The sequence below is a fragment of the Nonomuraea jabiensis genome (assembly GCF_014204795.1).
In the GTDB taxonomy this organism is placed as follows: Bacteria; Actinomycetota; Actinomycetes; order Streptosporangiales; family Streptosporangiaceae; genus Nonomuraea; species Nonomuraea jabiensis.
In genome coordinates, this window is record NZ_JACHMB010000001.1 from 7,812,069 (window position 1) to 7,825,151 (window position 13,083).

13 protein-coding genes are annotated in these 13,083 nt (G+C 73.9%); 5 read left to right on the forward strand and 8 right to left on the reverse strand.

Annotated elements, in window-relative coordinates; all coding sequences use genetic code 11:
• The first annotated feature begins 62 nt into the window (after positions 1 to 62).
• Positions 63 to 842, forward strand: a complete 780-nt coding sequence (locus tag HD596_RS35680) for an enoyl-CoA hydratase-related protein (protein ID WP_185073896.1) — start codon at positions 63 to 65, stop codon at positions 840 to 842.
• Between the two features lie 3 nt (positions 843 to 845).
• Here HD596_RS35680 and HD596_RS35685 read toward each other — a convergent pair whose 3' ends face one another.
• From HD596_RS35685 to HD596_RS35705, 5 genes are all read right to left on the reverse strand, one after another.
• On the reverse strand, positions 846 to 1,349 hold the full coding sequence (locus tag HD596_RS35685; protein WP_185073898.1) for a cupin domain-containing protein: 504 nt from the start codon (positions 1,347 to 1,349) through the stop codon (positions 846 to 848).
• Positions 1,350 to 1,373: 24 nt separating this feature from the next.
• Positions 1,374 to 1,973: a TetR/AcrR family transcriptional regulator gene (locus HD596_RS35690; RefSeq protein ID WP_185073900.1), complete on the reverse strand. Its 600-nt coding sequence runs from the start codon at positions 1,971 to 1,973 to the stop codon at positions 1,374 to 1,376.
• Positions 1,974 to 2,067: 94 nt separating this feature from the next.
• On the reverse strand, positions 2,068 to 2,211 hold the full coding sequence (locus tag HD596_RS35695; RefSeq protein WP_185079469.1) for a hypothetical protein: 144 nt from the start codon (positions 2,209 to 2,211) through the stop codon (positions 2,068 to 2,070).
• Positions 2,212 to 2,281: 70 nt separating this feature from the next.
• Positions 2,282 to 2,596: a hypothetical protein gene (locus HD596_RS35700; protein ID WP_185073902.1), complete on the reverse strand. Its 315-nt coding sequence runs from the start codon at positions 2,594 to 2,596 to the stop codon at positions 2,282 to 2,284.
• Positions 2,597 to 2,612: 16 nt separating this feature from the next.
• Positions 2,613 to 3,767, reverse strand: coding sequence for an NAD(P)/FAD-dependent oxidoreductase (locus HD596_RS35705; RefSeq protein ID WP_185073904.1), 1,155 nt, complete (start codon positions 3,765 to 3,767; stop codon positions 2,613 to 2,615).
• A gap of 176 nt (positions 3,768 to 3,943) precedes the next feature.
• On the opposite strand from HD596_RS35705, the gene HD596_RS35710 reads away from it, so the two are divergent.
• On the forward strand, positions 3,944 to 5,140 hold the full coding sequence (locus tag HD596_RS35710) for an RNA-guided endonuclease InsQ/TnpB family protein (protein WP_185073906.1): 1,197 nt from the start codon (positions 3,944 to 3,946) through the stop codon (positions 5,138 to 5,140).
• A 70-nt stretch (positions 5,141 to 5,210) separates the two neighbouring features.
• Here the strand turns inward: HD596_RS35710 and HD596_RS35715 are convergent, their stop codons facing one another.
• On the reverse strand, positions 5,211 to 8,045 hold the full coding sequence (locus HD596_RS35715) for an FAD-binding and (Fe-S)-binding domain-containing protein (protein ID WP_246555075.1): 2,835 nt from the start codon (positions 8,043 to 8,045) through the stop codon (positions 5,211 to 5,213).
• Positions 8,046 to 8,112: 67 nt separating this feature from the next.
• On the opposite strand from HD596_RS35715, the gene hglS reads away from it, so the two are divergent.
• On the forward strand, positions 8,113 to 9,519 hold the full coding sequence (gene hglS / locus HD596_RS35720) for a 2-oxoadipate dioxygenase/decarboxylase (RefSeq protein ID WP_185073910.1): 1,407 nt from the start codon (positions 8,113 to 8,115) through the stop codon (positions 9,517 to 9,519).
• 61 nt (positions 9,520 to 9,580) lie between these two features.
• On the opposite strand, the gene HD596_RS35725 is transcribed toward hglS, so the two are convergent.
• Positions 9,581 to 10,336 carry a GntR family transcriptional regulator gene (locus tag HD596_RS35725; RefSeq protein WP_185073912.1) on the reverse strand — a complete coding sequence of 252 codons (756 nt, stop codon included), beginning with the start codon at positions 10,334 to 10,336 and terminating at the stop codon, positions 9,581 to 9,583.
• Positions 10,337 to 10,520: 184 nt separating this feature from the next.
• On the opposite strand from HD596_RS35725, the gene HD596_RS35730 reads away from it, so the two are divergent.
• Positions 10,521 to 11,429, forward strand: coding sequence for a helix-turn-helix domain-containing protein (locus tag HD596_RS35730; RefSeq protein WP_185073914.1), 909 nt, complete (start codon positions 10,521 to 10,523; stop codon positions 11,427 to 11,429).
• Here the strand turns inward: HD596_RS35730 and HD596_RS60595 are convergent.
• Complete coding sequence (locus HD596_RS60595; RefSeq protein ID WP_221519664.1) at positions 11,418 to 11,738, reverse strand: citrate synthase family protein; 321 nt, start codon at positions 11,736 to 11,738, stop codon at positions 11,418 to 11,420. The genes HD596_RS35730 and HD596_RS60595 overlap by 12 nt on opposite strands.
• Before the next feature lie 133 nt (positions 11,739 to 11,871).
• Between HD596_RS60595 and HD596_RS35740 the strand changes: the two genes are divergently transcribed.
• Positions 11,872 to 12,948: an NAD(P)-dependent alcohol dehydrogenase gene (locus tag HD596_RS35740; RefSeq protein WP_185073915.1), complete on the forward strand. Its 1,077-nt coding sequence runs from the start codon at positions 11,872 to 11,874 to the stop codon at positions 12,946 to 12,948.
• Positions 12,949 to 13,083 lie beyond the last annotated feature (135 nt).

A 13,083-nucleotide genomic window follows, 5' to 3' on the forward strand; every position in this document is an offset into this window, starting at 1 on the left:
CTAAGATCCCCCGGTGAATGCTCGGGCCCTGTCGAGTCCCCTTTGACGACAGGAGCGGCACCATGACCGCCGAACCGCCCGCCATCACCACCGTCGGCGACGGGATCGCCAGGCTCACCCTGAACAACCCCCGGCGCAAGAACGCCATCACGCTGGAGATGGCCGCCCTCGTCGAGGACTTCTGCGCCCGCGTCCACGGCGACGACACCATCGGCGCCGTCCTCGTGGACGGCGCCGGCGGCTACTTCTGCAGCGGCGCCGACACCCGCGACCTGGCCGCCTCCTCCGCCGATCCCGCCGCGCCCGAGTCGGTCGCGCGGACCTCCGCCGTGTACGCGGCGTTCGTGCAGGTCGGGCGGCTCCCGGTGCCCAGCGTGTCCCTGGTGACCGGCGGCGCGGTCGGCGCCGGGCTCAACCTCGCCCTGGCCACCGACCTGATGCTGGTCAGCCATGACGCGGTGCTCGACAGCGGGTTCGTGGCGCGCGGCATCCATCCGGGTGGTGGTCACCTGGCCCTGCTCGGCCGCGCGGCCGGATATCAGCACGCCATCGCGCTCGGAGCGCTGGGCGCGGCGCTGTCCGGCGCCGAGGCCGTGCGCCGCGGCCTGGCCTGGGACGTGGTGGAGCCGCACGCCATGCTGGAGACCGCCACCCGGCTCGTGGCCATGGCCGCCGCCGACCCCGGGCTGGCCCGGCGGATCAAGCAGAGCGCCACCCTCGAACTCGGCCCGCCCGCGGTGCCCTGGCCGTCGGCGCTGGAGATCGAACGCGGGATGCAGATGTGGTCGCTGGGCCGCAAGGGCAGCCAGGGGTGGGACCGGAAACCGCCCGTTGAGTCCTGATCGTCAGCCCTGCTCCAGCGAGCGGGCCTCCTTCCACCGCGGGCTGTCGAGGAAGTGGTTGTCGTACAGCTCCTGGGAGTTCAGCAGCTCCTCGAGGGTGGCCTCGCCGGCGCGCAGGCGGGCCAGCAGGCGGAAATACTCGAAGCGCTCCACGCCCGGCGTGATGACGATCAGCAGGTCCGCCTCGGAGCCGGGGGCGGCGGCGAAGGCGTGGGCGACGTTCGGCGGCACCACGGCCATGTCGCCCTCCTCCAGGGTGAGCACCTCCTCGCCCGCCAGCACCTGGGCGGCGCCGCCGAGGACGTAGAACAGCTCGCTGGAGGCGGTGTGCAGGTGGGGCACCGCGCCGTCGGCGCCCGGGGTGAGGGTCATGCGCAGGCTGCTCAGGGCGCCTGCGGTGGAGCTGGAGTCGAGCAGGAGCCGGCCGGTGGCCGGGGCGTCGCCGCCGCCGACGATCTCGGCGTCGGCCGCGCGTACGACTGCGGTCTCGGGCGTGATGAGCGACATGGTGAGAAGTCCTTTCCGGGGAAGTCAGAGGGCGCCGTCGAGGGCGGCGGCGACCAGGCGTTCGGCATAGGCGCGATCGACCGGGTGGCCGGTGATCAGGACGCGGTAGTACAGGGCTCCGGCGAGCTGCTCCAGCAGCGTCATGGGGTCGACGTCGGGGCGGAGCCGGCCCTCGTCGCGGGCGCGCTCGATGAGGCGGCAGGCCAGCGCGTTGCGGCGGGCGTAGACGTCCCGCTCCAGCGCGCCGACGTCGTCGTGGCGGGCGGCGGCGGCGACCAGTTCGGCCACCGTCCCCGCCGAGCGGCTCTCCTGGCCGGGCGGCAGGCCCGCGACCCGCATCCGGTTGAGCCCGGCGGCGACCTTCTCCATGTAGTCGGTGAGGTCGCGCCGGATGTCGCCGGTGTCGGTGATCTCGTCGTGGTCCTGCAGCCTGGCCACGACGGCCAGGGCGAGGTGGTCCTTGGTGGGCCAGCGGCGGTACAGCGTGGTCTTGGCGATGCCGGCCCGCTCGGCCACCTCGTCGGTGGACAGGCCGCCGTACCCGTGCCGCAGCAGCAGCTCGGTGGCCGCCTGCAGGACGCGCTCGTCGACCTCGGTGTCACGCGGTCGCCCCCGTGGACTCATTGGGGATCCCTCCATTTCGCTACTGGGGTAGCGAAAATCAAGGTACACCGCGGCCGCTCATTTACGCAACAGCAGTTTCGTATATGCCTTCGGGTCAGACGGTGAATTCGACTACCTGGGCCGGCGGCAGCCTCCCCGAGTAGTTGATCGTGTTCGTCGTCCGGCCCATGTAGCCGCTCCAGGCGTCCGAGCCGGACTCGCGCCCGCCGCCGGCCACGAGCGTGCCGCCCTGCTCCACGCTGGCCTCCAGGGCGGCGCGCAGGGCGGCGTGCGCGAGGCGGGCATGGCGGCGTGCGCGCGGCCGTTGATCAGCGGCCCGACGCGGGTGCCCGGCGCCATCGGGTTGCCGATCGGCAGCCGCGCGTACGCGTCGGTGAGCCGCTCGACCAGCGTGCCCCGGCTGGCGCGGGCACGGTCCGCCAGGCCAGGAACGCCTGCCCGGCCCGCTCCGCGGCGGTGTCGACCGCGCCAGGGTCAACCAAGTCCACCGCGGACAGCGGCCCACCGTTGATCGGCGAGGTCGCCGTGACGCCGCCGCCGAGCGCGCCCATGTCCACACCGCAGCGCTTGGCGGTCTCCCGGGCCGTCGGGGCCGGCTCGTCGGCGCCGGGCAGCGCGGTCATCCCCAGGATCTCCGTGTCAGACGATGTTGATCTCGGGCCTGGCCCCCGACAGGGCGAAGCGGCCCGCGTCGAAGCCGGTGACGTCCACGAACGGCGTCCGGTCCAGGTAGAGGTCACGGACCACCTCGCCGACGGCCGGGCTCATCAGGAAGCCGTGGCCGGAGAAGCCGGTGGCGTAGATGAACCGGTCGACGTCGCGGGCGGTGCCGATGAGGGCGTTGTGGTCCGGCGTCACCTCGTACAGGCCGGCCCAGCCGGTGGCGATGCCGGTCTCCATCAGCGCCGGGGCGCGGCGGGCCATGGCCTCGCCGAGCCTGGGCAGCCAGGCGTCGGAGCGGTCGAGCTTGAACCCCGGCGTCTCGTCGGGGTCGGACATGCCGAGCAGCAGCCCGGGGCCCTCGCGGTGGAAGTAGAACGTGGTGCCGAAGTCGATGGTGAACGCCATAGGCGGCAGGTCCGCGACCGGCTCGGTGACCAGAACCTGCCGGCGCAACGGGGTCACCGGCAGGTCGATCCCCACCCACTCGCCGACCGGCCGCGACCAGGCGCCCGCCGCGCAGATCACCGTGTCCGTCTCGATGCGGCCGCCCTCGGTCCGGACGGCGACGATGCGGCCGTCCACGACCTCGATGCCGGTCGCGGCGCAGTTCGGCAGCAGCCGCGCGCCCAGCCGCCGGGCCGCACCCGCGTAGCCGAGCACCACGGACTCGGGCGTGCAGTGGCCGTCGGTGGGGGAGTAGGCGGCGGCCAGCAGCCCGTCGGTGCCGATCAGCGGCGACAGCTCCTTGGCCTCCCGGACCGTGACCATCCGGCTGGGGACGCCGAGGTCGTTCTGGATCGCCACGTTCTTCTCGAACTCGGCGACCGACCCGGGGGAGTCGAGCAGGAACAGGTAGCCGGGCTTGTGCAGGTCGATCTCCTGCCCGAAGCGCTCGGCGAAGGTCTCGAACGTCTCCAGGCTGCGTACGGCGAGCTCGATGTTGACCCGGTCGGAGAACTGCGCCCGCACGCCGCCGGCCGCCTTCGAGGTCGAGCCGGAGCCCAGCGGCCCCTTGTCGATGAGGACCACGTCGCTCACGCCGGCCGCGGCCAGCGCGTACGCCGAGCTGACGCCCATGGCGCCGCCTCCGATGATGACCACCGAGGCCCGCGGGGGCAGGTCACGTCCCATCAGAGTCTCCGGAGGGAACCGTCGTCTTCAGGCGACGGGGGAATCGGGAGCGGGAGGGCCGTCAAGGGCCGAGTGTGCCCTGATCTGTCAGGTCCGGGTGCCACAGCTTTCCTTCCGGGTTTGTCGGTGCCAGGCGATATCGTGGTGGTCTCGTTACCGAGCGTGGGGGGTGGGGTGTGCGCAGATCATTCAAGTTCCTGCTGCGCCCCACCGGCAAGCAGGCCGCCGCGCTCGCGCAGTGCCTGGAAGACCACCGTCAGCTGTACAACGCCGCTCTCGAACACCGCCGTACGGCCTACCGCAAAGCCGGGGTGACGGTGCGCTACGGCGAGCAGTCGGCCGATCTGAAGCACATCCGCGCCGACGACCCCGACGGTCAGGGCCGATGGTCGTTCTCCTCCCAGCAGGCCACGCTCCGCCGTCTTGACAAGGCCTACCGGGCGTTCTTCGACCGCGTCAAAGCAGGCCGCACGCCAGGCTTTCCGCGTTTCAAGGGGCGGGGCCGGTTCGACACGGTCCAGTGGCCCAAGGACGGCGACGGCTGCCGGTGGCACTCCCAACCCGAGCACCCGACAGCGACCTACGTGCGGTTGCAGGGCATCGGGCATGTCCGGGCCCACCAGCACCGCCGAGTGCTCGGCACCGTCAAGACGATCAGTATCAAGCGGGAAGGCGCCCGCCGGTTCGTCGTGCTGTCGTGCGATGAGGTGCCCGCACCCACCCTTCCCGCCACGGGCGCGGTCGCGGGTGTTGACATGGGTGTCGCCTGGCTGGCCACGACCAGCGACGGCGACCACCTCGACAACCAGCGCCACCTCGCCGCCTGCGCGAGCCGGCTGGCAGCGGCCCAGCGGAAGCTGGCCGGTAAGAAGCGAGGATCCCAGCGGCGCGGTAAGGCCGTCGCGCGGGTGGCGGCCCTGCATGCCACGGTGCGGCGGCAACGCCTTGATGCGGCGCACAAGGCCGCGCTCGCGCTGGTTCGCGGCTACGACGTGATCGTGCATGAAGCGCTGAATGTGGCGGGCATGACCCGGCGTGCCGCGCCGCAACCGGACGGTGAAGGCGGCTACCTGCCTAACAGGCAAGCGGCTAAATCGGGGCTGAACAAGAGCATTCTCGACGCGGGTTGGTCGGCGTTCTTGACGATCCTGTCGCACAAGGCTGAAAGCGCCGGTCGACAGCTGATCGCGGTGAACCCGGCCAACACCTCCCGTACGTGCTCGCGCTGCGGGCACTGCGCGAAGGACAACCGCGTCACCCAGGCCGTCTTCCGACGTACGGGGTGCGGGCACGAGGCGCACGCCGACGTGAACGCGGCGATCAACATCTTGAGGGCAGGGCTTGCCCTTCGTGAGGCTGCGCAAGCGGCTTAGCGAGAAGCCGCTCCCTTCAGGGAACGGAGGAGTCACTGATCGGCTTCCTTCCCAGCGAGCGGATCATCGGTTACGGCAGCCGGTCGGCGAGGAGCTGGGCCAGATGAGTGCCCCGCCGGGCCGACAGATCGGCGATCTGGGTGCGGCAGGAGAACCCGTCGGCGAGCACGGCCGTCCCCGGCCCGGCGTCCCGGATCGCCGGCAGCAGCTGGTGCTCGGCCACCGCCACGGACACGTCGTAATGCCCCTTCTCGACGCCGAAGTTGCCCGCCAGCCCGCAGCACCCGCCCAGCCGGCTCACCCGCGCGCCCGCCTCCCGCAGCAGCCGCAGGTCCTGCTCCCAGCCCATGACGGCGTGGTGGTGGCAGTGCGGCTGGGCCACCACCGTCACCCCGTCGAGCGGGGGCGGCCGCCAGCCGGGCGTGCCGGACAGCAGCTCGGCCAGCGTGCGGGTCATGCCCGCCACCGGCCCGGCCACCGCCTCGTCCAGCAGCTCCAGCGCGTCCGAGCGCAGCACGGCCGCGCAGGAGGGCTCCATCCCCACGATCGGCACGCCCTGCCCGGCAGCCTCGGCCAGCTCGGCGACCGTGCGGCCCAGGATGGCCCGGGCCGCGTCCAGCTGGCCGGTGGAGATCCACGTGAGCGCGCAGCACTGGCGGCGCCCGCTGATCTGCGGGCGGTAGCCGGCGGCCTCCAGCACCTTCACCGTCGCCCGGCCGATCTCCGGCGCGAAATGGTCGGTGAAGGTGTCGACGAACAGCATCACCGGCCTGCCCCCGGTTGGGCTGGACATCGGCCGCCGCCGCTCGAACCAGGCCCGGAACGTCTCCCGCGCGAACTCCGGGAGCCCGCGCCGCCGGTCCACCCCGGCCAGCGCCGGCAGCCCCGGCACCCGCATGAGCGCGTTCACCGCCCGCGGCATCCTGCTCGCCAGCCGCGCCCAGCGCGGCAGCCGCCCCAGGGAGTAGTGCGTGAGCGGGCGGACGCGCCCCTTGTAGGTCTGGTGGAGCACCTCCGACTTGTACGCGGCCATGTCGATCCCCGTCGGGCAGTCCGAGGCGCAGCCCTTGCAGGACAGGCAGAGGTCGAGGGCCTCGTGGACCTCGGGAGAGCGCCAGCCGCCGGTGACGTCCGAGCCGTTGATCATCTCCTGGAGCACCCGGGCGCGGCCCCGGGTGGAGTCCTTCTCCTCCCGGGTGGCCAGGTAGGAGGGGCACATCACCCCGCCGGCCGCGGTGTTGTCGGCCCGGCACTTGCCCACGCCCGTGCAGCGGTGCACGGCCTGGCCGAAGTCGCCGCCGTCGTGGCGGTAGGCCAGGGCCAGGCCCTCGCGCACCGGGCGGGCGGCCGGGACGCGCAGGTCGGCGTCCAGGGGGCGAGGCCGTACGAGCACACCGGGGTTGAGCACGTCGCCCGGGTCGAAGATCGCCTTGACCCCGGCGAACAGGTCGATCGCCGCCTGCGAGTACATGAGCGGCAGCAGCTCGCTGCGGGCGCGGCCGTCTCCGTGCTCGCCGGACAGCGAGCCGCCGTAGCCGGCGACCAGCGTGGCCGCGGCCACCAGGAAGTCCCTGAACGTCACGCGCCCGCCCGGCCGGTCCAGCGGCACGTCGAGCCGGATGTGCAGGCAGCCGTCGCCGAAGTGCCCGTACGGCAGGCCGGTCAGGCCGTGCCCGGCCAGCAGCGCCTCGAAGTCGCGCAGGTAGCGGCCCAGCATCTCGGGCGGCACGGAGGCGTCCTCCCAGCCCGCGTGGGCCGGCCGCCCGGCGGGGCTGCGTCCCGACAGGCCCGCGCCGTCCTCACGGATGCGCCAGAGCGCCACGGACTCGGCCGGATCGGTGACGACCAGGGCGTCCTCGCCGCCGGCCGCCAGCCGGGCGGCCCGCTCCAGCACCTCCGCCTCGTCGTCGCCCGCGATCTCGACGAACAGCCAGGCCGCGCCGCGCGGCAGCGGCGGCACGGCGCCGGGGCCCCGCCGCAGGCGCACCACGTCGACGATGCGCGCGTCGATGCCCTCGCAGGCCGTCGGCCGGTGCTCCAGCACTCCCGGCGCGGCGTCCCCGGCGGCGGCGATGTCGGCGTAGCCGAGCACGACCAGGGCGCGGTACGCCGGATCGGTCACCAGCCGCACCGTCGCCTCCGTGAGCACCGCCAGCGTGCCCTCGCTGCCGACCAGCAGGCGGGCCACGTCGAACCCGCGCTCCGGCAGCAGGTGCTCCAGCGCGTATCCGGACATCTGCCGCCCGAACCGGCCGAACTCGGTCCTGATCGTGGCCAGGTTGGCCATCGCGAGGTCCCGCAGCGCGGCCGGGATGCCCTGCGCGGGCAGGTCCGGCGCGGCAGGGGCGCCCTGAGCGGGCAGGAGCTGGCCGGGCAGGTCCAGTGCGGTCCCGTCGCCGGTCACGGCCTTGAGCCCGGCGACGTTGTCGGACGTGCGGCCGTAGCCGAGCGTCCTGGAGCCGCAGGCGTTGTTGCCGATCATGCCGCCGATCGTGCACCGGGTGTGGGTGGACGGGTCGGGGCCGAACCTGAGCCCGTACGGGGCCGCCGCCCGCTGCAGGGCCGCCTGGACCACGCCCGGCTGCACCACCGCCGTGCGGGTCTCGGCGTCGACCCGCAGCACCTGGTTCATGTGGCGGCTGAAGTCCAGCACCAGGCCGGGGCCGACCGCGTTTCCGGCGACCGACGTGCCGCCGCCGCGCGCGGTGAGGGGGATCTCGTGGCGCGCGCACAGCTCGACCGCCGCGGCCACGTCCTCGGCGGACCGGGGCCGGGCCACCAGCAGCGGCGGCACCCGGTAGAGGGAGGCGTCGGAGGAGTGGAGCGCCCGGGACGTGGGGTCGTCCAGCACGTCGGTGATCCCGCGACGGCGAAGGTCGGTCGCGAGAGCGGCAGCGCGGTCCATGAGTAGCATGCTACATGCGACTCCTGTAGCATGCTACGCGCTTCCGGCGGCGAGGAGAGAAGGCACGATGGTCGACGCGACCGCACTCCGGGCGGCTTTCGCCCGGCGCCTGTCAGCGATGTACGGCACCGAGGTCCCCGCGTACAACACCCTCGTCGACGTCGCGCAGGAGGTGAACCGCGAGGTGCTGGCCCGGATGGGCGCCGACGCCGAACGCCTCGGCTCCATCGGCCGCGTCACCGCCGAGCGGCACGGCGCGATCCGCGTCGGCACCCCGGCCGAGCTGGCGCAGGTCGCGCGGATCTTCGGCGCGATGGGCATGTACCCCGTCGGCTACTACGACCTGCGCGAGGCGGCCGGCAGCTCCGTGCCCGTCGTCTCCACCGCCTTCCGCCCGGTGGACGAGGCCGAGCTGGCCGCCAACCCCTTCCGCGTGTTCACCTCCATGCTGGTGACGGGCGACCGGCGGTTCTTCGGCGCGGACCTGGAGCGCCGGCTCGGCGAGTTCCTGGGGGCGCGCCGGCTGTTCCCGCCGCGCCTGCTCGACCTGGCCGACCGCGCCGAGGCCGAGGGCGGCCTGGACGGCGAGGCGGCCGAGGAGTTCCTGACGCTCGCCACGCGGGCGTTCGAGCTGTCCGCCGAGCCGGTCTCCCGCAGCTGGTACGCCGAGCTCGAACGCGTGTCCTCCGTGGCCGCCGACATCGGCGGCGTGGCCTCCACGCACGTCAACCACCTGACCCCGCGCGTGCTCGACATCGACGCCCTCTACGCCCGCATGAGCGAGCGCGGCATCACCATGATCGACGCCATCCAGGGGCCGCCCCGCTGGGACGGCCCCGACCTCCTGCTGCGCCAGACGTCCTTCCGGGCGCTGGCCGAGCCGCGGCTGTTCAGGGAGGACGACGGCCGGGTCGTCCAGGACGACCTGCGGGTGCGGTTCGGGGAGGTGGAGGCGCGCGGCATCGCCGTGACGCCCGCCGGACGCGCGCTCTACGACGAGCTGTCGGCCGAGCTGGACGCGCTGCTCGCCGGGCAGCAGGTCACCGCGGAGGAGCGCAACGCCGCCGGGGCCAAGTTGTGGGCTGACCGGGTGCCGCGCGGCGAGGCCGAGCTGATCGCGGGCGACCTCGCGTACTTCACCTTCCACGTCCTCGACGCCCGCCCCGGCGGCGCCGCGCCCGCCGACCTCGCGACCCTCCTGGCCGACGGGTGGGTCGGCGCCCGGCCCATCGTGTACGAGGACTTCCTGCCGCGCTCGGCCGCCGGCATCTTCCAGTCCAACCTGACCTCCGACGGCGCCAAGGACGTGACGGCGGCGGGCGCCGACTTCGGCCCCGAGGCGCTGGCCGCGGTGCTCGGACGCCCGCTGCACGACCCCTACGAGCTGTACGCGTCGATCCGGGCGGCGTCGCTGGCCCGCGTCCGCGCCGACCTCGGCCTGACCCGGGAGATCACCCTGCCCCCGGCCCGTTAGCCCGGCCGCGACTGTCGACGAGGGCTCGCCAGCTTGGCTCCGGCTCGTCGACGATGGCCCCTCAACCCGGCTGCGGCTCGTCGACGATGGACGCCCACAACGCGTCCACGTCGACCGGCTCGCCCTGGGCCCTGGCCGCCTGCCGGGCCAGGATGAGGCCGGTGTTGGTCAGATGGGCCCGCATCGCGCGCACCGCGCCCTCGGCGTCCGCCGCCGCGACGGCCGCCACGATCGGCTCGTGCTCCTCGTGCACCTGCCGCAGCGTCCGGGAACGGTCGTCCGTGGACGTGCCCAGGATGCGCATGGTGTCGCGCAGCCCGCCCACGATCGCGCGGGCCCTGCCGTTGCCCGCCGCGACCAGGACGTGGTCGTGCAGCGCCTGGTCGAGCTGGAAGAACAGCGCCTCGTCGGCCGCCTCGACCGCCGCCGCCATCTCCTCCATGGTCGCCCTCAGCGCCGCGCCGAGCCCGGCGGCGTCGCCCCTGGCGGCCCGCCGCACGGCGGGCAGCTCCAGAGCCAGCCGCACCCCGAAGATCTCGACGATCTCCCGGGGGTGCGGCAGCACGACGCGGAACCCGCGGTTGCGCTCCACCTGCACCAGCCCCGCCTCGGCCAGCCGCAGCATCGCCTCGCGGACCGGGCTCCTGGAGACGTTGAGCTGCTCGGCCACCTGGTAGACGGAGTAGAGCCGGCCCGGGACCATCGCGCCCGTGTGCACCGCCCGGCGCACCTCGGAGATCACCTGCTCGGCCAGCGACCGGCCCGCGTGCGGCAACGGCTGCAGCTTCAGCTCGGCGTGTTCGCGGGTCGGCGGCATGTCGGCATGTTACCCGTACGGGACCGGCGGCGATCATGCGCCGCCCGGCGGGCGTTTCAGCGCCGTTTCAGTGCCGCTTCAGCCACCGCTGCCAGGGTTGGGGCCGGAGGAAGAGCGCTCGGGGGGCCGGCGGCCGCATGGGGGTGGTCGCCGGCGCCGAGCGCGTGAGCAGATGTGGGGTGGCATGCCGTTCGAGCCGGCAACGGACCACCGCGACGGTCGCGTCGCGGACGAGCGTGGCATCGATCTGGGGGTGGTGCGCCTGGACGTGAAGCGCTTACGCCCCTTGAAGATCACGCGGAGCGCCCGGCAGGCCCCGCCGCCGGACTCCGGCGTGGTCCAGCTCGTGGCCCCGCTGCACGGCACCATGCGGGCCGTGTGGGCCGACCGGCACAGCGAAGTCGGGGTCGGCGACCTGTACGCGCACGACATCGCCCGCTTCCGGGAGATCACCGTTCCCGAGAACGGCGGGCGGGAGCCGTTCGTGATGGCCGCGGTCACCGTTCCCAGGCCGCTGCTGCCGTTCCCCGACCGGCAGATGGACGCGGTCATGGGCCAGGAGCTGCCCGCCACCGGCGCGGTGGGCGGCCTGCTGAACGGGTTCATCCGGGACCTGGCCGAGGAGAAGGGCACCCTGAGGCCGTCGGACGGGCCGCGGCTGGGCATGATCCTCCTCGACCTGATCGCGGCCTTCCTCTCCACGACCATCGAATCCGGAACGGGCGCCGCCCCCGAGGCCCCGCGGCAGGGGCTGACGCTGCGCATCCAGGCGTTCATCGAACGGCACCTGCACGATCCCGACCTCACGCCCCGCATGATCGCCGCCGCCCACCACATCTCGCTCAGCTACCTGCACCGGCTGTTCCAGGAGCGAGGGGAGACGGTGGCCGCCTGGATCCGGAGCCACCGGCTGCGGCGCGCCCGGCGCGACCTGGCCGACCCCGTCCTGATGGCGTCCCCGATCCACGTCATCGCCTCGCGCTGGGGGTTCAGCCACTCGGCCGCCTTCAGCCGCGCCTTCCGTACCGCGTACGGGATCTCGCCCCGCGACTTCCGGACCCGGGCGCTCCTTTCGGACGCGTCATCCCCGTAGAGCGCGGCCCCGGTCGCCAGGCAGGCCGCGGCGCTCCGGGGCCCGATCTGCGGGCAGGTCACTGGGCTCCGGGCCGCGGTCGGCCGGCAGGTCGCGGTGCTCCGAGCCCCGGTCGGCGGGAAGGTCGCGGGGCTCCGGGCCGCGGTAGGCGGGCAGCAAGGGTGGCGGTATGGGGCCTTTGATGCGGCGGCCCGGCCCATGCTCCTCCCACGCGTGCGCAAGGACGCCGACCGCCCGTGACAGGACGAACAGGCCCCTGCCCAGCTCGGGCGCGAAGCCGGCGCGGGCCGCGTCCTCGACCGCCCGCACGAGCGGGTCGCGGTACCGTACAGCGGTCTAGGTTGGCGGGTCGATGACCGCGCCGCATGCTTGACACACCCGGGGAACGGCCCTTGAATTGGATGGCTCCGTCCAAAAAAGCGGTCGCCTGCCGGGGAGTGTGATGCGAGCTCAAGCCGCCGTCCTGCGCGACCCGGGCAAGCCGTTCACCGTCGAGGACGTCTCGCTCGCCGCGCCCGGCCCCGGCGAGGCGCTGGTCCGCGTGGCGGGCGCGGGCATGTGCCACACCGACGTGCTGTTCCGGGGGCTGGCGGAGCTGCCGATGCCGATGGTCTTCGGGCACGAGGGCTCGGGGGTCGTCGAGGCGGTCGGCCCCGGCGTGACCCGCGTGGCGCCCGGCGACCACGTCGTGATGAGCTACGACTCCTGCGGTTGGTGCGGGCGGTGCGTGACCGGCGCCGCCTCGTACTGCGACGAGTTCATGGCGCGCAACCTCAGCGGCGTGCGCGCGGACGGGTCGGCCGGGGCCACCGGGAACGGTGGCGAGCCGGTCGCGGCCCGCTGGTTCGGCCAGTCCTCCTTCGCCACCCATGCCGTCGCCACCGAGCGCAACCTGGTCACCGTCGACAGGTCGCTGCCGCTGGAGCTGCTCGGACCGCTGGGCTGCGGCCTGCAGACCGGGGCGGGCTCGGTGTTCATCGCCCTCAAGGTCCGCCCGGCCGACGCCATCGCGGTGTTCGGCGCCGGAGCGGTCGGCCTCGCGGCGGTCATGGCCGCCAAGGTCGCGGGCGCCGGCGAGATCGTCGCGGTGGACCTGCACGCCTCCAGGCGCGAGCTGGCCCTGGAGCTCGGCGCCACCCGGGCGCTCGACGGCGCCGACCCCGCCCTGGCCGACGCCATCGGCGAGGTGGACCACTCCTTCGACACCACCGGCGTGCCGGAGGTGATCCGCACCGCCATCGCCGTGCTGCGCCCCGGCGGCTCGTGCGGCCTGGTCGGCGCGGGCGGCGGCGAGGTCACGCTGCGGCCGGCCGCGCTCGCCGGGCGCACCGTCCGCTTCATCCTAGAGGGCGACGCCGTGCCCCAGCAGTTCATCCCGATGCTGATCGGGCTGTGGCGGCAGGGCCGCTTCCCCTTCGACCGGCTGATCCGCACGTACCCGCTGGGCGGCATCAACGACGCCGAACGCGACTCCGCGAGCGGCGCCACGGTCAAGCCCGTCCTGCTGCCGGCCTCATGACGGGCTCAGCGACGCCCGCCGGCGGCGTCCGCCCCGACCTCCCCTTGGGCGGCCACCAGCGGAGCGGCCTCGGCGTCGAGAACGGCCTCCGGGGCCCGTAGGGTCCCACCGACCTCCAAGTCCTGGTAGGGAATC

Bases quoted from the DNA above. Each gene is read 5' to 3' on its own strand.
- HD596_RS35740 (WP_185073915.1), top strand. From the start codon at position 11,872: ATGCGAGCTCAAGCCGCCGTCCTGCGCGACCCGGGCAAGCCGTTCACC.
- HD596_RS35690 (WP_185073900.1), bottom strand. From the start codon at position 1,973: ATGAGTCCACGGGGGCGACCGCGTGACACCGAGGTCGACGAGCGCGTC.
- HD596_RS35685 (WP_185073898.1), bottom strand. From the start codon at position 1,349: ATGTCGCTCATCACGCCCGAGACCGCAGTCGTACGCGCGGCCGACGCC.
- HD596_RS35700 (WP_185073902.1), bottom strand. From the start codon at position 2,596: ATGACCGCGCTGCCCGGCGCCGACGAGCCGGCCCCGACGGCCCGGGAG.
- HD596_RS35730 (WP_185073914.1), top strand. From the start codon at position 10,521: ATGCCGTTCGAGCCGGCAACGGACCACCGCGACGGTCGCGTCGCGGAC.
- hglS (WP_185073910.1), top strand. From the start codon at position 8,113: ATGGTCGACGCGACCGCACTCCGGGCGGCTTTCGCCCGGCGCCTGTCA.
- HD596_RS35705 (WP_185073904.1), bottom strand. From the start codon at position 3,767: ATGGGACGTGACCTGCCCCCGCGGGCCTCGGTGGTCATCATCGGAGGC.
- HD596_RS35680 (WP_185073896.1), top strand. From the start codon at position 63: ATGACCGCCGAACCGCCCGCCATCACCACCGTCGGCGACGGGATCGCC.
- HD596_RS35715 (WP_246555075.1), bottom strand. From the start codon at position 8,045: ATGGACCGCGCTGCCGCTCTCGCGACCGACCTTCGCCGTCGCGGGATC.
- HD596_RS35725 (WP_185073912.1), bottom strand. From the start codon at position 10,336: ATGCCGCCGACCCGCGAACACGCCGAGCTGAAGCTGCAGCCGTTGCCG.